Source organism: Planotetraspora kaengkrachanensis (assembly GCF_016862895.1).
GTDB lineage: Bacteria > Actinomycetota > Actinomycetes > Streptosporangiales > Streptosporangiaceae > Planotetraspora > Planotetraspora kaengkrachanensis.
The window spans coordinates 18,169-35,564 of sequence record NZ_BONV01000041.1 but is presented as its reverse complement, the minus strand read 5'-3'; the positions used below and the strand labels follow the sequence as shown (position 1 = coordinate 35,564).

Below are 17,396 nucleotides of genomic sequence, written 5' to 3'. Positions count from 1 at the left end.
CGGGGACGTGCGCCCACCCGCCGGCGGGGCCGGGTGGGTCGCCGCCCGTCGCGTCATCCCTGGGGCGGGTCGCCCGCGGCGTCGCGACGATCGACGGGGGTGCTCTCCAGGGCCCTGTTGATCTGACTCCTGCCCCACCACTGGCCCAGGCCCACAAGGATGCCGAGAACAGCCGTCGTGGGCATGAACCAGGATGCCTCGGTCATCGACGAGCCGACGATGGCGAAGCTGACGAACAACCAGAACAGGAAAACGCCGGCGAGCACGCGCTGGAAGATCACCAATCGCCTGACGGGATCCGCGGTCGGTCCTGCCACGTCGCCTCCACGCGCATTCGAATCGGCAGCGTTTCGACCATTGATTTCACAATGTGGCGTGCATCACAAGGGTCGCCTGGCCGGTGTCGCCTGCAGGCGCAGCCGCCGCTCCGACTCGGAGCCGGGATCGGCGTGGTAGGTGATCAGCATCTGGCCGGCCACGGACAGGCCGAGCTTCTCGTAACGCAGGTCGAGCGGGCCGACCTCCGGGTGCAGCAGACGGGTCAGACCGCTGGTCCTGTGCCGGACGTCGTGGCGGGCCCACAGGGTGCGGAACCGTTCGCTGCCCCGGCTCAGCTCCTCGATGAGGCCGATCAGGCGCGGGTCGTCGGCGTGGGCTCCGACCACCGACCGCAGGTACGGCACGACCTTGGCGGTCATCTCGTCCCAGTCGCGGTAGAAGACGCGCATCTCCGGTTCGAGGAAGGCCGCGCGGAGGGTGTTGGAGCCGGGCGCGAAGTGCGGTGACAGCGCCACCGCCGCCCGGTTGGCCGCCAGGACGTCCCCGGTGCGTCCGTGGACGTACGCCGGCGTCGTCGTCCAGTTGGCGATCAGGTTCCGCACGCTGTCGGCGACCTGTTCGGGATGGGCCGGGCGGCGCCCGCGCGGCGCCGGACGCGCGAGGTCGTGCAGGTACGCCGAGGCCTCGGCGTCCAGCCGCAACGCCTCCGCGAGGCAGTCGAGGATCTGGTCGGACGGGTGCCGGTCGCGGCCCTGCTCCAGCCGCAGGTAGTACTCGGTGCTGATCCCGGCCAGCAGGGCGACCTCCTCGCGCCGCAGACCGGGCACCCGGCGCCGCTCCCCCTCGGGGAGGCCGACCTCACCTGGGCGGACCAGCCGGCGCCGCGCCCGCAGATATTCACCGAGTCCGCTGGTCACAGCCACGAGCCCGATGCTATCCGGCGTCGTACGGCGCGGACGGCGCCCGCCGTCGCCGCCTGCGCCGTGATCGGGGCGAACCCCGCGGCCCGGCTCCGCGAGGGCGTTAACCTGGAGCGATCACGATACGGGAGGGTCGCGAAAATGGTTCTGGAGGGAACGGCTCGCGCGTTGCTGCGGAGACTGGCGGTGGAGCAGGCGGAATCGCGCGTTCCGTCGGTGGTCGCGGCGCTGGTCCGCGACGGCGAGGTCGCCTGGTTCGGCGGCCGCGGACGGGTCGGCGGGGAGCGGCCCGGCGAGGACACGCAGTACCGCATCGGCTCGATCACCAAGAGCATGGTCGCGGTCCTGATCATGCGGCTGCGCGACGAGGGACAACTCGACCTGCTCGATCCCCTGGACAAGCATCTGCCGGGAACGCCGGTCGGCGACGTGACGATCGCCCAGCTGCTGTCCCACACCGCCGGCCTGACCGCCGAGTCGCCGGGCCAGTGGTGGGAGCGCACCCCCGGAGTCCCCGCGGCCGAGCTCATCGGCGCCCTCGGATCGGACACGGCCCGGCACCGGCCCGGCCGCCGCTACCACTACTCCAACGTCGGCTTCGCCCTGCTCGGCGAGATCGTCGCCCGCAGGCGCTCGGCCCCCTGGGAACAGGTCCTGCGCGACGAGGTCCTGCGACCGCTCGGCATGCGCGACACCACCACGCGTCCGCGTCCGCCGCACGCGACCGGCTTCGCCGTGCACCCCTGGGCCGACGTGCTGCTCCCCGAACCGGAGAACGATCACGGGGCGATGGCTCCGGCCGGGCAGCTCTGGTCGACCGCGTCCGACCTCGCCAGGTGGGCGGCGTTCGTCGGCGGCGACACCGGCGGCGTGCTGCGGCCCGAGACGGTCGCGGAGATGCGCGAGCCCGCCACCGTCGAGGACGGAGACGCCTGGACGCGGGGATACGGCCTCGGCCTGCAGCTGAGCCGGCACACCGGTCCGGCCGGTTCCCGCAGGCTCGCCGGGCACACCGGGTCGATGCCGGGATTCCTCGCCACCGTCTGGGCCGATCCGGCGGACGGCACCGGCGTCCTGTTCCTGGCCAACACCACCTCGGGGGTGCGCGCCTCGCTCCTGACCGACCTGCTCGACATCCTGGCCGTGCACGAGCCGCAGTTGCCCGCCGAATGGTCGCCCGCGCCCGTCGAGGAGGACCTGCTGGCGCTGACCGGCCCGTGGTACTGGGGTCCGACGGCGTATGTGTGCCGCGTGCTGCCGCAGCGGGGGCTGTCACTGTCCCCCGTGAACGGCCAGGGCCGGGCCTCGCGCTTCGCCGCCCAGGCGGACGGCACCTGGCTCGGGCTGGACGGCTACTACGCGGGCGAGACCCTGCGGGTCGTCAGGACCGCCGGCGGCGCGCACCTGGACCTCAACACCTTCGTCTTCACGCGGGAGCCGTACGACGCGAGCGCTCCGGTGCCGGGAGGCGTCGACCCGCAGGGCTGGCGCTGAGGCGGCCTCAGCCGTCGAGGTAGCGCAGGATGGGCAGCACCTGCGGCTGTAGCCGGGGTCACGTGGCAGCTCGAGCTTGTCCATGATGGCGTTGACGTGCTTTTCCACGGTGCTGAGGGACACGTGCAGGCGTTCGGCGATCGCCGCGTTGACGTAGCCCTGCGCGAGGTGCCTCAACACCTCGGTCTCGCGCGGGCTCAGCCTGCTCAGCGGGTCGGCGTGGGTGGTGCGGGCGAGCAACCGGCGGACGACCTCGGGGGTCGAAGACCGTCTCGCCCTCGCTCACCCGCAAGAGGAAGTCCAGGAAGTCGGAGACTTCGGAGACCCGGCCCTTGAGCAGGTAACCCAGCCCTCCGCCGGTGCCCGCCAGCAGCGTGGCCGCGTACGTCTTCTCCACGTACTGCGACAGCACGAGCACGCCGACGTCCGGCCGGCTGTGCGCCAGCGCAGTCAGATGGGGGTGGCCGCTGCGTCCCGGATGGAGCGCGCGGGCGTCCAGGAGCGCGCCGACGGTCCGCAGCGGGTTCCTCAGCCGGTGGTAAGGGACGCCGCCGATCAGGGCGGTGCCCGCGGTGGGGTGGTCGAGCCCGAGGACGAGCCGCATCGTCGTCGACTTGGGGTGCCGGTAAGAACTCTGTCACCAGCCGCAAACGGCGGTGATCAGTCCTCGGACCTGGTGGGTTGGGGCAGCTCCGGCGTGCTCGCCGCCTCGGCGAGTGCGACGCGACCACCCTTCAACTCGGGCACGTAGTTGTAGATCGTGTTCCTGGAGACGCCGAGGAGCTTCGCGATCGAGGTGACGGTGTTCTCTGGGCGGGCGAGCAGGTCGCGGGCGTGACGTACCTGCTCCTCCGTCATCGCTGGCGGGCGGCCGAGTCGGGCGCCGCGGGCGCGAGCGGCGTCCAGGCCCTCGTTGGTGCCCTGCACGATGAGCTCGCGAATGAACTCCGCCAGGGCCGCGAACACGTGGAAGACCAGGCGTCCACCGGGCGTGGTCGTGTCGAGCGCCTCGTGCAGCGAGGTGAAGCCGACGCCACGCTTGCGCAGGCCGGACACGATCGCGATGAGGTCCTGGATGGAACGGCCGAGCCGGTCCAGCGACGGGACGACGAGGGTGTCACCCTCGCGCAGGTAGTCGAGGGCCTTCCACAGTTCCTCGCGTTCGGCGTTCTTGCCGGACTTCTTGTCGGAGAAGATCCGGATGCACCCTGCCTCGGTGAGTGCGTGGATCTGCCGGTCGAGCAACTGCCCCTTGGTGGACACGCGTGCGTATCCCACGAGGCCGCCGCTCCGTACGGCCGGTACGGGGGCGAGGAGATCGGCGGTGTCGTCGTCCTGGGGTGGCTGCACCCGCCAGATTGTACAGAAAAGGGTGCTGCTCAAGTTCTTGAGCACATCGACTTTCTGACGCCGTTTTATGGGCATGATCCGGCGTCGATTCGGCCGCGCGCCGCCGCTTTCCGATCTTGCTCATCAATCGGTCGATTCGCGAACAGCAGACTCGGCTGCCTTTCTTTGCCAGTCGGCGAGGTTGACTCGGGTGGTAAGTGTGTCGGGGTGGTCGGGGCCCAGCACCCGCACCCGGTCGCCGAGCAATTCGGCGAACGCGGTGGCCGCTCCGGCCGCGTCGCCGGCCTCACCCCGCCACCGGGCCAGGCCATGCCGTGTGGCGAGGGTGTCGGGATGGTCGGGGCCCAGCACCCGCAAGCAGTGCTCCAACAGTTCGGCGTAGGCGGTGGCGGCTCCAGTCGCATTCCCTGCCTTCCCCAGCCACCTGGCGTGGTTACTCCGGGCGGCCAGCGTGTACCGGTGGTCCGGGCCCAGTACACGCAGCATGTGCTCCAGTACCTCGAAAGACGCGGCTGCGGCTCCGGCGGGGTCTCCCGCTTCTCCCTTCCACCGGGCGAGGTTGTGGCGGGCGTCCAGCGTGAAGCGGTGGTCCGGGCCCAGTACTCGCAGGAGGTGCTCCAGCAATTCGGCGAAGGCGGCTGCGGCTCCGGCCGGGTCTCCCGCCTCCCCCCGCCACCGGGCGAGGTCGTGGCGGGCATCCAGCGTGTACAGGTAGTCCGGGCCCTGCACCCGCTCCCGGTCGGCCAGCACTTCGACGAGGGAGGCTACGGCTGCGGCCGAGTCTCCTGCCTCCCCCCGCCAGTTGGCGAGGTCGTGGCGGGCCTCCAGGGTGTGAGAGTGGTCCGGGCCCAGCACACGCTGCGTGTGCTCCTCCAGTTCGGCGAGGGCATCTGCGGCTCCGGCCGGGTCTCCCGCCTCCCCCTGCCACCGAGCGAGATTGTTCCGGGCCTCCAGGGTGTCGGGATGGTCCGGGCCGAGGTGATCGTGAGCGGCACGGACCAGGTGCCGGAAGTACGAAACGGCAGTGGTGACCTGGCCGGATTCACCGAGGCTTCTGCCCGCTCGGTACAGGACACGGTGGGCGTCGGGGCGCCACAGAGCGTCCTCGGCGTGGCGGGTGAGGGTGTCGGTGTTGGCGCGCAGGGCTTGAGCGAGAGCCGTGTCGAGTTCCACCTCGGGCCAGGCGGCGATCAGGGCGTCGGCGGCGACGCGGGCGAGGCGGTCGTACTGGTCTGCGTGCAGGGAGTCACGGACAGACCGTTGGATGAGGTTGTGCACACGTATCGCCTGGTGGGGTGTATCAGGGGTGTGGTCGGCCAGACTGAGCCGGTGCAGGCACCGCATCGCGTCAGTCGCATCCCGGGCGCTGACCTGCCTTCCCCGGCCATTGCCGCCGGTGTTCGCGCCCCGGGTGCGTAGTTCAGCGAGGCAGGCCAGCGCCGGGGGGGCTGTGAGGACGGCCGCGGGGATGCCGTTGGGGTCGAGCATCGCCGCCAGTTGCAGCACAGGGCGGGCGAGGCCCAGCGGGCGCATACGGTCCGCGTACTCGATCGACAAGGACCAGGTGGCGGCCACGGTGGAGCGGTGGTCGTCGGGCAGGCCGGTGTCCTCGGGAATCAGGTCGGACAGGGTGTGGGCGCGGTCGGCCAGGCGTTCGCGGTAGTCAGCACAGTCCAGGCCGGCGTCAATCAGGTAGGCGGCCGCCTGGGCCAGAGCCAGCGGCAGGTGTCCCAGGGCGGCTGCCAGGGCCTGGATGTCGCTGGGCCGGTCGTGGCGGTCGTGCGCTGCCAGGGACGTGGTCAGGTAGGAGGCGGCCTCGGCAGGAATGAACAGACCGACGGGTACGAGGTGGCGGCCTGGCCCTGTCAGGAGGGCATCCCGGCGGCGGGTGGTGACCAGTGCTCTGCCGTGCGGGCCGACGGGCGGCCACAGACCCCGTAGATCCGCCGGGTCGGCCACGTCGTCCAGAACCACCAGCCACCGGCAGGATCTGCTGCCCTCCGCCGGCGGCTTGGGTTCCAACCAGGCCAGGAACCGTGCTGCGGCCTGCTCAGGCAGGGACAGGTCGGCGCCGAGGACCTCGACCGCGGCCTGAGCGTAGGCGGTGGCGATGGCCTCGCGGTTGGCGGCGGTGACCCATACGAGCAGGTCGAGATCCCCCTCGGCCAGGGCACGGCGGGCGTAGTCGGCGGCCAGTTGGGTCTTGCCGACCCCACCGGTGCCTGCCAACACCTGGCAACGCACCGCCGTTCCTCCGTCGGCTCCTGAGGCATCCAGCCACCGGACCGCGCTGCGCTGCTGGAAGCCGTCGGCTCGCCTGGGCAGCACCCCGACCTGGTGCGGCCACGCCACGAGTGTGCGCGGCGTGTCGGAGAAGTAGTTGTTCTGAGTGGAGTGGCTCCCGGCCTGGAAGGGAGCCGGTCCGTGGAAGGTGCTGCTGGACACCCCGCCCTCACCACGAGGGAGAGGGGTGGTCATGTCCCTGGCCCAAAGCTGTTGTCCTGCCGGTTGTGGTCGCCGACTTGGACGGCAGTCGGCCCGTGGAAGGTGTTCCCGGACACCCCACCCCCGCGAGACTGCACCTGCCGGACCTGCTCGACCAGCTCGCGCAGCGCGATGGCGATCTCCTGGCGCTCAGCGTCGCCCGCTTCCTCCAGCAAAGTCTCGAACCGGGTCCGCCAAGCCGCCTCCTGCCCCACCAGCACCCGTTCCGTCTCCCCGTCGCCTGCCGCCTCCACATCGGCCGCGGTGCGGTCGAGACGCTCCAGCTCCGTTCGCTCGCGTTCAGGAATCCCGCGGCCCAGCAGCCGTGCCACCCGCTGCCGCAGACTCTCCCACGCGTCCGTGCCGGCCGCCTGCGCCACCGCCGTACCGCCAGCAGCAGCCAGCGCCACCAACGCCTCCGCCAACATCCCCGGGCCCCCCTTTACCCCGTGCCGTCACCGCGATGGTAGAGCCGGACCAAGCTCAGGCGCAGCCCCTGCGACGCGGGCGCTCCCTCGCAGGTGCCGTGGATCACGCGCCCGTACCGTCCTCGGCCGGGTGCTGGTTGTGGGAGTCCATCGGTGCACGAGGGCCGGGCACGGCTCCTGCGGCGAGGTTGAGGCGGGCGTACATGTCGAGGTTGACCTCCCCGTACGGGCGGACGTGAGACCAGAACAGCGGGGTCAGGCCGCGCCGGTCGGCGGGCGTGAGGAGGCCGGCCCACTCCGGTTCGCCCAGGATGTCCTGGAGCATCAGGGTGTTCACGTAGACCAGGGCCGATTGCAGAATCCGCAGGCACAGGACGAACATCTCCTGTTCGTCGCGTCGGTTGGAGGCGATCTCTCCGCCCTTGCCGTAGGCGATCACGGAGTTCGCGCCGTTGGAGGACTCCATGACGTTCAGGCCCTCCTCGATCTCCCGCTGGAGGTCTCGAAGCCGCAAATAGCGGGCCACGAAGATTGTCTTCTGCGCGCGGCCGACCTCCAGCATCGCCGCGTAGGTGGGGTGGCAGGCATTGCGGGTGAAGCGCCGCAGGATCGCCTCCGTGGACGCCGTCCGGGTCCGGATCGCGGTCGCGTACTTGATCATCTGGTCGTACTGCTGGGCGATGAGCTCCCAGCGGATCGGGCGGGTCAGCGCCGGACCGAGCTGCGGGTAGGCGTCTGGGTCGCCGGCCACCGGCCGGTACAGCTTGACCTTGTTGATCCGCTTGATACGCGGCAGCAGGTCGAAGTTCAGCAACCGGGTGATGCCGAACCCGATTTCCGACTGGCCATGGCTGTCCGTGTAGTTGAGTTCTTACCGGCGCCCCGACTTGCCCGCGCCGTTGGGCCGAGGAATCCGGTGACCACGCCGGGTCTGACATCGAGCGTCAGGTCGTCGACGACCATCCGGTCCCCGTAGCGTCTGCACAGTCCGTTGAGGCTGATCATGTCGGTCAACGGTAGGCACGGGGCAAAGCGGCCACCATGGTGGGCAACCCCCGAGTCGAATGGCGGTTAACCGTAAAGCCGGCGCCCTGCTCACTGCGATCGCGCGAGGTTTTACCCCCGATCCGGATCGCCCGGCGGAGCAGGGGATCGACGCGCCACATTCAGTGGTCCGGACGTCCGTCCAGGCCTTGACACGTAAAATCTGACTTGCCCTTACTTGACCGGTATGGATGCGTCTATTACCTTCTAGGTAACTCAAGGCATACCTGTCCTGTTTGTTAGGAAAAGGCAGGTTTGCACTCGGATGGCGGACTTCCGTCAAGAAGGACCGTCACCGCCGAGTCCGCGTCATCGCGGAGCCGGGGACCCACCTCTCCTGGGGTGAATCGGCACAGCTCGTGCCGTAGGGCGCCTTCCAGCCCGAACCCGTCAGCTAACCCGGTAGGCGGAACTGGAAGCAAGGGAGTAGACCCCAGCATGCGAGCCCTGAAGACCTGTATTCGCGCTGCGCTCGTGACCGGCGCCCTCGCTTCTGCGGTGGCGGCGGGATCGGTGGCGACGGCTCACGCCCAGAGCGCCGACCACATCGTGGCCGGCGGCACGAGCACGACGCCTCTGGCCAAGGAGGCGGCCGGGCTGCCCAAGGTCAGCCCGTCTCAGCTGCTGAAGCTGGCCGAGAGCCAGGTCGGCGTGCGTGAGAACGCCCTCGGCGGCGGCACGAAGTTCCAGGCCTGGTACATGTCCTCGCCGCGGGCCCAGCAGACCGTCGCCCGCGACGGCGGGGCCCTGGCCGACTACGCCAACGCTCCCTGGTGCGACATGTTCGTCTCCTGGGTCGGCAACCAGCTCGGCATCCGCCCGGTCCTGGGATGGGACGCCTACACCGTCGCGCACGCGCGGTGGTTCGCGCAGAACAACCGGTGGGGCACCGTGCCCAAGCCGGGCGCCGTCGTGTTCTTCAGCTGGAGCGGCAGCAAGAGCATCGACGGAATCGACCACGTCGGCTTCGTCATCAAGGACAACGGCGACGGAACGATCAAGACGGTCGAGGGCAACACGGGCAACGGCGTCGTGGAGATCCGCACCCGGCCCACCTCGAGCGTCGCCGGATACGGCTACCCGTACTACACGGCGAACGACACCGCCTGATCGGAGCCGATCGGATCACGGACGAAGCGCGCCCGGAGTCACTCCGGGCGCGCTTTGCCCTTTTCTGGGCCGTTTCTGGCCCGGGTGGCAAGTTTCGAAGTTGATTTATATAAGCCGCAACTGAGACGCTGCGGTCATGCACGCGTTCGACGTTCTCGGGGACCCGGTGAGGCGGCGGATCCTGGAACTGCTCGCCGGCGGCGAGCGCTCGGCCGGTGAGATCGGCGCGATCGTCCAGGACGAGTTCGGGATCTCCCAGCCCGGGGTGTCGCAACACCTGCGCGTGCTGCGGGAGAGCGGGTTCGCCACCGTGCGGGCCGCCGGCACACGGCGCCTCTACGCCGTCGACCCCGCCCCGTTGCAGGAGGTCGACGTGTGGCTGGGGCCCTTCCGCCGGTTCTGGACCCAGCGGCTCGACGCGCTCGGCACCGAGATCGCCCGGGGCAGGCGGGCCCGCCGTACGGCAGGTGAGGCGCCGGAGGAGGCGGCCGGGGTGCCGGGCGGATCCCCGGACTCCCCGTCCTCATAGTGCTCGGCGGCGGCCGCACGCCCGGCCGGGGATGCGGGTAACTTGGCATCCCGACACCGGCACACGCGTGGAGACCGTGCGGGAGATCACCGGGGGGCGTGGCGATGAACGCGGAGGGGGGCGTCGCCCCGGCCATCGAGGAGATGCTCCGCGAGCTGGCGCCTCAGGTCCTCGGCGCGCTCGTGCGGCGCTACGGGCACTTCGACGCGTCCGAGGACGCGGTGCAGGAGGCGCTGCTGGCCGCCGCCGTCCAATGGCCGGACCAGGGCGTGCCCGACAGTCCCCGGGGCTGGCTGATCACGGTCGCGTCGCGCCGGCTGACCGACGAACTGCGCAGCGACGAGGCACGCAACCGGCGGGAGGTCGCCGTCGCCGCCATGGCACCCGCCGACGACCTCCTCGCCCGTTCGCCCGAGGACGAGCCGCCCCTCGACCGGGACGACACGCTCACCCTGCTGTTCCTGTGCTGCCATCCCGCCCTGTCCGCCGCGTCCCAGGTGGCGCTCACGCTGCGCGCCGTCGGGGGGCTGACGACGGCGCAGATCGCCCGGGCCTTCCTGGTGCCCGAGGCGACCATGGGGCAGCGCATCAGCCGGGCCAAGCAGCGGATCAAGACCGCCGGAACCGGGTTCACCATGCCGCCGCCGAGCGAACGGGACGAACGGCTGCGCGTGGTGCTGCACGTTCTCTATCTGATCTTCAACGAGGGGTACACCACCACCTCGGGCCCCGATCTGCACAGCGTCGAACTGACCGGTGAGGCGATCCGCCTGACGCGTGCCGTACATCGTCTGCTGCCGGACGACGGCGAGGTGGCCGGCCTGCTCGCGCTCATGGTCCTCACCGACGCGCGGCGCCCGGCCAGGGCCGGGCCCGGCGGAGAGCTGATCCCGCTGGCGGAGCAGGACCGGACGTTGTGGAACCCCGGCTTCATCCGGGAGGGTGTCGAGCTCGTCACCTGGGCGCTGTCGACGACGTCACTCGGGCCGTACCAGCTGCAGGCCGCGATCGCCGCGGTCCACGACGAGGCCCCGCGGGCGCAGGACACGGACTGGCCGCAGGTCCTCGCGTTGTACCGGCTGCTCGATCAGATCTCCCCCAACCCGATGGTGACGCTCAACCAGGCCGTCGCCGTCGCCATGGTGGAAGGCCCCCGCGCCGGCCTCGACCTGCTGGCCGACCTGGACGCCGACGACAGGATGACTGGTCATCACCGCCTGGCCGCCGTCCGTGCCCATCTGCTGGAGATGGCAGGCGACCTGGACGGCGCCCGCGCGGGATATCGCGCCGCGGCACGGCGGACCACCAGCCTGCCCGAGCAGCGTTACCTCGAGAACCGGGCCGCCCGGCTGCCCACCTGAGAACCGTCCACGGGCGGGCAACGGGCGTTCCGTCGATGCCGTCCTGACGAGCAGGAGAATCCGGATAGCGTGGTGGGTCTCACGATCGGCCCGGCACCTGGAACGGAGCGGCATGTTCGAGCACACTAGGGCGTTCAGCGGATTCTCCGTGGACGACATCCCGGCGGCGAAACGGTTCTACGGCGAGATCCTCGGCATCGCGGTGTCCGAGGAGCACGGCATGCTCACGCTGCACATCGCCGGTGATCGGGACACGCTGATCTACCCCAAGCCCGACCACACGCCCGCGACGTTCACGATCCTCAACTTTCCCGTGGACGACATCGAGTCCGCCGTCGACGCGCTGACCTCGAGGGGAGTCCGGTTCGAGACCTACGAAGGTTCGGACGACAGGGGGATCTTCCGACGGGTCGGTCCGCCCATCGCCTGGTTCAAGGACCCCGCCGGCAACATTCTGTCGGTGCTCCAGCAGAGTTGAGCCCGTCCTCCCCGGCCCGAGCCGGGAACCCCGATCGGATCCGCCGCGCCGCCGGTGCGGTGATCGGTTCCGCGGTGGGCGACGCGCTCGGCGCGCCCTTCGAGTTCGGGCCCGCAGGAGCGTTCTCCGCACGTTTCCCCGCTGCCGAATCGGCCGGCGAGATGCGCGGCGGCGGGGGCTGGGACGCCGGGGAGGCCACGGACGACACGCAGATGGCCGTCCTGGTCGCGGAATCACTCCTGGAGCGACACGGTCTCGACCTCCCCGACATGTTCACCCGCTTCCAGAGATGGGCGGCCGCGGACCCGAAGGACATCGGGCTGCAGACCGAGGACGTCCTGACCAACGGCCTGCCCTGGGACCGCGCCGCTGCGCACCACTTCCGCACCGCTCAGCGTGCGGCGGGCAACGGCTCTTTGATGAGAGCGACCACCTCCGCGGTCTACTTCGCCCGTGGGAGCGACGAGACCACCATGCAAGCCGCCCGGCGCATCGCCGCCCTCACCCACGGCGACCCCGCCGCCTGGGAGGGCACCGCCGTCTTCCATGAACTCGTGCGGGTGGCGTTGAACGGCGCCGATCCGCTCGCCGCCGTTCCCGCCGCCCTCGCCCACGTCCACCCCGATCACCGTGGCCGGTACGCGACGGTTCTGGCCGACGACTGGCACCCCGATCGGGCGACGGAGTTCAACGGCGCCGTATGGCCGTGCCTGGGCTCCGCCGTATGGGCCGTCCGCACCACGACCTCCTATGAGGACGCGGTCCGCGCCGCGGTGGATCTCGGTGGCGACACCGACACCGTCGCCGCGGTCGCCGGCGGGCTCGCCGGTGCCCGGTACGGCGTGGACGCCGTCCCCGCCCGCTGGACCGAACCCCTGCACGTTCCGCTGCCGGGCTTCGACGGCCGCGTGCTGAGAGCGCCGGACCTCGTCGATCTCGCACGGCGGCTGGCGAGCTGAACGAGATCGCCGGTCAGGGCGAGGTCCGGGTCGCCCCGGCTCAGACGAGCGCGGCCGGGACCGGCAGGCCGAGGTACGCCAGCAGGTCGGCGAGATCCCGGTCGAGTTCGAGGCCGACATCGGTGATCTCCGGGCTGCCGAAGCTGGAGAAATGGCTGCTGGGCTGTTCCACCGAGAACCAGGTCTCCCCGTCGGCGTCCTCGTAGATGGCCGTGCGGAGCGGGGCGTACAGCAGGATTGCGGGATTGTGGTGGAACATCCGCTGGGCGATCGTGTGGTTGCCCATCAGGTATTCGACGCAGCGCAACCGGTCCCCCGCCAGCCGCAGCAGCGAGTTGAAGTCTCCTGTCCAGTAGATGATGAACTGGTGCGGCGCGTTCTCGGCCGTCGCCTGGAGGATGGTGTCCCAGTCGACCTCGTCCTCAATGAGCCGTTCGAAGCGTCTGGTCTCGAAGGCGGGGACGGCCCGTTCGTAGCGGGCGCGGAAGGTGTCGAACGGCTCGCCGACCGCTATGGACATGCGATTCACCCGATGCGGCACGGTTTCGATTCTGTTGTTCACCGACTGGCTCATGGTTCCTCCGACTCCTTGGTCCACGTCCCAGGCGGGCACGGGCGAACAGGATCGCCCGCGGCGCGGTGAACCAGGTTGATCGTCGACATGCGCGGGAGTGACCTGCGGGTTCGCAGGCGGCGGCACGCGCGGAGCCGGCCACGAAGGCGGGCTCACCAGCGTTGTTATGGGACCGCTGGCCGGTCTGAAACGCCCCGTCAGCCGAGCCTTTGTCGGGCGTGGTGGTGTTTTTACGATGCGCGGCCGCCTGAAAAAGTCGTACCGCCAGATGTCGTATCGGGGCATGTCCCGATCGTCGTGTTGGTGAACGACCCCGGCCCCATCTCTGTGGCGGTGCCAGGGCCCGTATGACCAGACGACAGGAGCCCGATCATGCATCCGACGCTCAACACCATCGACATCGTGGTGTCCGACCTGCAGGCCTCGATCGCCTTCTACGCCCGGCTCGGGTTGGAGTTCAAGATCGATGAGCATTCGCCCGAACACGGCGGCTGCGACCTGCCCGGCGGCCTGCACGTGATGCTGGACACCGAGAACTTCCGCACCCCGCTCCTGCCAGGCTGGACAAGGCCGACCGGCGGGCCGCGCACTCTGCTGTGCTTCGAGTTCGAGGCTCCGGCCCGGGTGGATTCCGCCTATGCCGGGCTGGTCGCGGCCGGATACAAGGGGCTGGCCGAGCCGTTCGACGCGTTCTGGGGGATGCGGTATGCCACGGTGGCAGACCCCGACGGCAACGGCGTCGACCTGTACGCGGCCCTTCCGGTCGGCTAACCCCCGGCGCGGGAGGCGGCAGGCAGACCATCAAGGATCAGGAGGTTCAGAGCGTGAAATACGTGCTGATGTTCGTCGAGACCGAACAGTTCGCCCGCCAACTGGAGGCGATGGGCGAACTGGAGCTGCGCCAGGCGTATGAGGCGGTGGGTCAGTGGTTCACCGAGCACGCCGACAAGATCACTCACCATGCGCATCTGGCTCCGGTGCACACCGCCACCACCATGCGCCTGGACGGTGCCGAGCCGGTGATCACCGACGGGCCGTTCGTGGAGGGCAAGGAGGTGGTCAGCGGGTTCGCCGAGGTCGAGGTGGCCGATCTGGACGAGGCCCTGAAGATCGCCCGTTCCTGGCCGGCGTGCCCGATCGTGGAGATCCGCCCTCTCTCATGAGCACCTCAGGCCAGAGCGGCGACGGGTCCGCGCCGGGGTCGGCGGGTCACGTGCCCGCCGACCTTCCCGGTCACGATCGCGGCGGGGACCGTGGCGGGAATCCCGGATGGGATCGTGACGGGGATGACGGCGGAGACCGTGCCGAGGACCGTGACGGCGGGCCCGGCGCGCGGAGCGAGCAGGTGCTGGCCGGCGTGGTGCGCGAACACGCGAGCCGGCTCGCGGCCGCCCTGATCTCGCTGCTGGGCGACTTCTCCGCGGCCGAGGACCTGGTGCAGGACGCCGTCGAGACCGCGCTGCGCCGCTGGCCGGTGGAGGGCGTTCCGCAGCGGCCGCAAGCGTGGCTGTACACGGTCGCGCGCCGGCGAGGCCTGGACGTGCTGCGCCGTGAGTCGAACTACCGCGCCAAGCTCGCCGAATTGCGCTGGCCGGAGGCGGCGCCGACCGACGACCGGCTGCGACTGATCTTCACCTGCTGCCACCCGGCTTTGGCGCCTGAGGCGCAGATCGCCCTCACCCTGCGGGTGGTGTGCGGGCTGTCTACCGCGCAGATCGCCGCGGCGTTCGTGGTGCCGGAGCCGACGGTGGCACAGCGCATCACCCGGGCGAAGAAGAAGGTCGGCGAGGCCGGGATCCCGTACCGGATTCCGTCCGATGAGGAGCTGCCCGGGCGGCTGCGCTCGGTGCTGGCGGTCGTCTACCTGCTGTTCAACGAGGGCTATCTGTCCAGTACGCCCGAACGCGCCCAGGCCCGCGACCTGGTCGACGACGCCGAATGGCTGGCCGCGCTGCTGGCCCAACTGGCACCGGCTGAGCCGGAGGTGGCCGGGCTGCTGGCACTGATCCGGCTGCATCGGGCGCGTGGCGCGGCCCGTTTCGACGAGCGCGGCCGCCTGGTGCTGCTGGCCGACCAGGACCGCACCCGCTGGGACAGGCAGGCGATCGAGCAGGCGGCCGCGCTGCTGACGCGGGCGGCCCGCGCGCACCGCCGGCCTGGGCCGTACCAACTGCAGGCGGCGATCGCGGCCTGCCATGCCGAGGCGGCCTCCTTTGAGGAGACCGACTGGGTGCAGATCCTGGTGCTCTACGACATGCTGACGCACCTGGTGCCCTCGCCGGTCACCCGGATGCACCGGGCCATCGCCCTGCGCCACGTGCACGGAGCCGAGGCTGCGCTGGCCGAACTGCAGAAACTGGAGCACGACCTGGCCCGCTACGGTCTGTGGCACGCCACCCGCGCCGAACTGCTGCGCGAGCTTGGCCGCGCCGACGAGGCACGGACCTGCGACGAACAGGCGCTGGCGCTGACCGTCAACCCGGCTCAGCAGGCACTGTTGAGCGAGCGTCTGCGCTGGGGATGAGCATCACCGGCGGACGGCTCCAGCGGCCGCCGGTCACTCGACCGCACGATACCGGCTGTGGCTGACGTCAGGCGGCTTCTGCGCTGAGAGTCTGCGCCACCGGCCGGCGGGCCGCAAAACGTGCGGGTACGGCGGTGAGCGCCGTCGTCGCCAGGAGGATCACGAGTGCGGCGGCGGCGATCCAGGAGACGGGGAGCGTGGTCACCTGCCCGGACAAGAGGATGCCCAGGGGAACGCCCGCGACGGCGCCGGGCAGGGCGGGCAGAAGCTGGGCGATGGACAGCCCTGCGGAGATCTGCCCGGGGGTGGCGCCGAGGGTGCGCGCGATGGCCATGTTCGCTCGGGCTTCCATCGCCGTGGACCAGGTGAGCGTGACGGTGTTCACGGTGGCGAGTGCGATCAGCAGGACGGAGACCGCCAGCAGCAACCGGCCGTCGTGATCGGCTCGCAGGTCGGGCAGGCCGGACAGGCCCGGGCCCCAGCCCTCGCGATGCTGGGCGAAGCCCCAGCGGGGCTGGGCGTCGTAGGTGATCAGGGCGGTGATCGCGATCAGTGTGACGGCGGTGGAGCACCCGTGCAGTACGGCGCGGCCGGGCCGGCGGGCGGTCAGCCGCAGTCCGAGCAGAAGCGGGGTGGGCAGCAGCGCGGACAGCGCTGTCAGCCAGGGGCGGTGGCGGGGCCGGTGAGCGGTGACGGCCAGGGCGGTGACGGTCGCGGTGCGCAGGGCACGCAGTGTGGGAGGCAGGGCGGACAGCGCGGCCACCGCCACCGCGAGGACGGTCGTCGCGATGATGATGGCGCCGGTAGGCCCGCCGACACCGCCGATCCGGCTGGCGGTGGGGGTGGCGATGGCGGGCTCGGCCAGACGGGCGACCGCCAGCCCGAGTGCGTCGGCCAGCAGGGCCAGGGCCAGGTATTCGGTGAGCAGGACGGCGGCGATCAGGCCGGGGGTGGCGCCGACGGCCTTCAGCAGTCCCGCCCGGCGCGTCTGCTCGGCGGCGCGTCCCGCGGCCAGTGCGGCCACTCCGGTGATGGCCAGGAAGCTGAGCAGCCAGCTGCCGACCACCAGGATCGGCTGTGTGTCATTGAGCATGACGGTGTCCTGGTGGGCCATGAACTGCCAACTGTGGAAGTTCACCCGGGTGTTGAAGGTGTGGCGGTGGGCGTCGATGAAGGCCTCGGTGGCGGCGGGGTCGCGCAGCTTGAGGTCCATGGCCATGGTCACCGGGAGATCCCGCGATGCCAGCGCCCGGGCATCTGACTGGGTCAGCCAGACCAGACCGCCCCCGTCACTCGGGCCGCCGCCCGGGCCGATCTGCGGCGCCCACGGGAAGACGGGGGTGGCCGCGGTCACGGCGATCCCGACGACGGGGTACGTCCGGCCGGAGATGGTGACGCGGTCGCCGACCCCGGCGCCCAGCGCGGTGGCGAAGCCCCGTTCGAGGACCGCGCCGCCGGAGCGTACCCAGTGGCCCGAGGTGACCAGCGGGCGATCGACCGCGCCGGGTTTGTCGGCGGCGCCGTGCACCACGACGAGGGAGGCGGTGCGGTGCGCGGTGAGGGTGGCGTAGACGATGCGGTAGGGACCGTTGTGGGCGACGACCTCGGGGGCGTGCGCCAGCGAGGCCAGAGCCGGGGTCACGTCGGGACCCGGGTCGGGGGCGAGCGCCACCACGTCCGGCCCGGCGGTGGCCGCGCGGGTCTCCTCGTACAACGTCTGCGTCGCCCCGCCCAGGGACAGGCCAAGGGCCAGGGTGGCGGTGGCCACGGTCACCGCCAGCAGGAGCATCGCGGCCTGTGCCTTGTGCCGGCGGACGTCGGCCAGGACGAGGCGGAAGACGAGCACGGTGCGGCCCATGTCG

The 17,396-nt window shown here is 70.8% G+C and carries 16 protein-coding genes, 2 pseudogenes and 1 riboswitch; of the genes and pseudogenes, 9 read left to right on the top strand and 9 right to left on the bottom strand.

Features of this window, described 5'->3' with window-relative positions:
- Window positions 1-53: 53 nt before the first annotated feature.
- Window positions 54-317, bottom strand: a complete 264-nt coding sequence (locus Pka01_RS32645; RefSeq protein ID WP_203886807.1) for a hypothetical protein — start codon at window positions 315-317, stop codon at window positions 54-56.
- Between the two features lie 63 nt (window positions 318-380).
- Window positions 381-1,202, bottom strand: coding sequence for a helix-turn-helix domain-containing protein (locus tag Pka01_RS32640; RefSeq protein WP_239115711.1), 822 nt, complete (start codon window positions 1,200-1,202; stop codon window positions 381-383).
- Window positions 1,203-1,340: 138 nt separating this feature from the next.
- Between Pka01_RS32640 and Pka01_RS32635 the strand changes: the two genes are divergently transcribed.
- Complete coding sequence (locus Pka01_RS32635; protein ID WP_203886806.1) at window positions 1,341-2,693, top strand: serine hydrolase domain-containing protein; 1,353 nt, start codon at window positions 1,341-1,343, stop codon at window positions 2,691-2,693.
- A 7-nt stretch (window positions 2,694-2,700) separates the two neighbouring features.
- Here the strand turns inward: Pka01_RS32635 and Pka01_RS32630 are convergent.
- The 5 genes and pseudogenes from Pka01_RS32630 to Pka01_RS32610 all read right to left on the bottom strand — a co-directional run.
- A pseudogene (locus Pka01_RS32630) lies at window positions 2,701-3,123 on the bottom strand (LuxR C-terminal-related transcriptional regulator); the annotation flags it as partial.
- Window positions 3,124-3,353: 230 nt separating this feature from the next.
- Window positions 3,354-4,043 (bottom strand): recombinase family protein, encoded by a 690-nt coding sequence (locus Pka01_RS32625; protein ID WP_425571072.1) that lies wholly within the window; start codon window positions 4,041-4,043, stop codon window positions 3,354-3,356.
- 123 nt (window positions 4,044-4,166) lie between these two features.
- On the bottom strand, window positions 4,167-6,521 hold the full coding sequence (locus Pka01_RS32620) for a tetratricopeptide repeat protein (protein ID WP_203886804.1): 2,355 nt from the start codon (window positions 6,519-6,521) through the stop codon (window positions 4,167-4,169).
- Window positions 6,518-6,955 (bottom strand): hypothetical protein, encoded by a 438-nt coding sequence (locus Pka01_RS32615; RefSeq protein ID WP_203886803.1) that lies wholly within the window; start codon window positions 6,953-6,955, stop codon window positions 6,518-6,520. The genes Pka01_RS32620 and Pka01_RS32615 overlap by 4 nt, the downstream gene beginning before the upstream one ends.
- A gap of 184 nt (window positions 6,956-7,139) precedes the next feature.
- Window positions 7,140-7,826, bottom strand: a pseudogene (locus Pka01_RS32610) (Tn3 family transposase); the annotation flags it as partial.
- Window positions 7,827-8,285: 459 nt separating this feature from the next.
- A riboswitch (cyclic di-AMP (ydaO/yuaA leader) is annotated at window positions 8,286-8,423 on the top strand.
- A 14-nt stretch (window positions 8,424-8,437) separates the two neighbouring features.
- On the opposite strand from Pka01_RS32610, the gene Pka01_RS32605 reads away from it, so the two are divergent.
- From Pka01_RS32605 to Pka01_RS32585, 5 genes are all read left to right on the top strand, one after another.
- Complete coding sequence (locus tag Pka01_RS32605) at window positions 8,438-9,109, top strand: CHAP domain-containing protein (RefSeq protein ID WP_203886802.1); 672 nt, start codon at window positions 8,438-8,440, stop codon at window positions 9,107-9,109.
- 136 nt (window positions 9,110-9,245) lie between these two features.
- Entirely contained in the window at window positions 9,246-9,638 is a 393-nt protein-coding gene (locus Pka01_RS32600; protein WP_203886801.1) for an ArsR/SmtB family transcription factor, read from the top strand.
- A 104-nt stretch (window positions 9,639-9,742) separates the two neighbouring features.
- Window positions 9,743-10,999 (top strand): RNA polymerase sigma factor, encoded by a 1,257-nt coding sequence (locus tag Pka01_RS32595; protein ID WP_203886800.1) that lies wholly within the window; start codon window positions 9,743-9,745, stop codon window positions 10,997-10,999.
- Between the two features lie 112 nt (window positions 11,000-11,111).
- Window positions 11,112-11,477: a VOC family protein gene (locus Pka01_RS32590; protein ID WP_203886799.1), complete on the top strand. Its 366-nt coding sequence runs from the start codon at window positions 11,112-11,114 to the stop codon at window positions 11,475-11,477.
- The gene (locus Pka01_RS32585) at window positions 11,474-12,436 is read left to right on the top strand and encodes an ADP-ribosylglycohydrolase family protein (protein WP_203886798.1); all 963 of its coding nucleotides are present in this window, start codon (window positions 11,474-11,476) and stop codon (window positions 12,434-12,436) included. The genes Pka01_RS32590 and Pka01_RS32585 overlap by 4 nt, the downstream gene beginning before the upstream one ends.
- Window positions 12,437-12,476: 40 nt before the next feature.
- Here the strand turns inward: Pka01_RS32585 and Pka01_RS32580 are convergent, their stop codons facing one another.
- Window positions 12,477-12,956, bottom strand: a complete 480-nt coding sequence (locus tag Pka01_RS32580; RefSeq protein WP_203886797.1) for a DUF302 domain-containing protein — start codon at window positions 12,954-12,956, stop codon at window positions 12,477-12,479.
- Window positions 12,957-13,382: 426 nt separating this feature from the next.
- Between Pka01_RS32580 and Pka01_RS32575 the strand changes: the two genes are divergently transcribed.
- The 3 genes from Pka01_RS32575 to Pka01_RS32565 are packed head-to-tail and all read left to right on the top strand — an operon-like array spanning window position 13,383 to window position 15,534.
- On the top strand, window positions 13,383-13,781 hold the full coding sequence (locus Pka01_RS32575) for a VOC family protein (protein ID WP_203886796.1): 399 nt from the start codon (window positions 13,383-13,385) through the stop codon (window positions 13,779-13,781).
- Window positions 13,782-13,834: 53 nt separating this feature from the next.
- Window positions 13,835-14,173 (top strand): YciI family protein, encoded by a 339-nt coding sequence (locus Pka01_RS32570; RefSeq protein ID WP_239115704.1) that lies wholly within the window; start codon window positions 13,835-13,837, stop codon window positions 14,171-14,173.
- Window positions 14,170-15,534, top strand: a complete 1,365-nt coding sequence (locus Pka01_RS32565) for an RNA polymerase sigma factor (RefSeq protein ID WP_203886795.1) — start codon at window positions 14,170-14,172, stop codon at window positions 15,532-15,534. The genes Pka01_RS32570 and Pka01_RS32565 overlap by 4 nt, the downstream gene beginning before the upstream one ends.
- A gap of 67 nt (window positions 15,535-15,601) precedes the next feature.
- On the opposite strand, the gene Pka01_RS32560 is transcribed toward Pka01_RS32565, so the two are convergent.
- Window positions 15,602-17,392, bottom strand: coding sequence for an FtsX-like permease family protein (locus tag Pka01_RS32560; RefSeq protein ID WP_203886794.1), 1,791 nt, complete (start codon window positions 17,390-17,392; stop codon window positions 15,602-15,604).
- Window positions 17,393-17,396 lie beyond the last annotated feature (4 nt).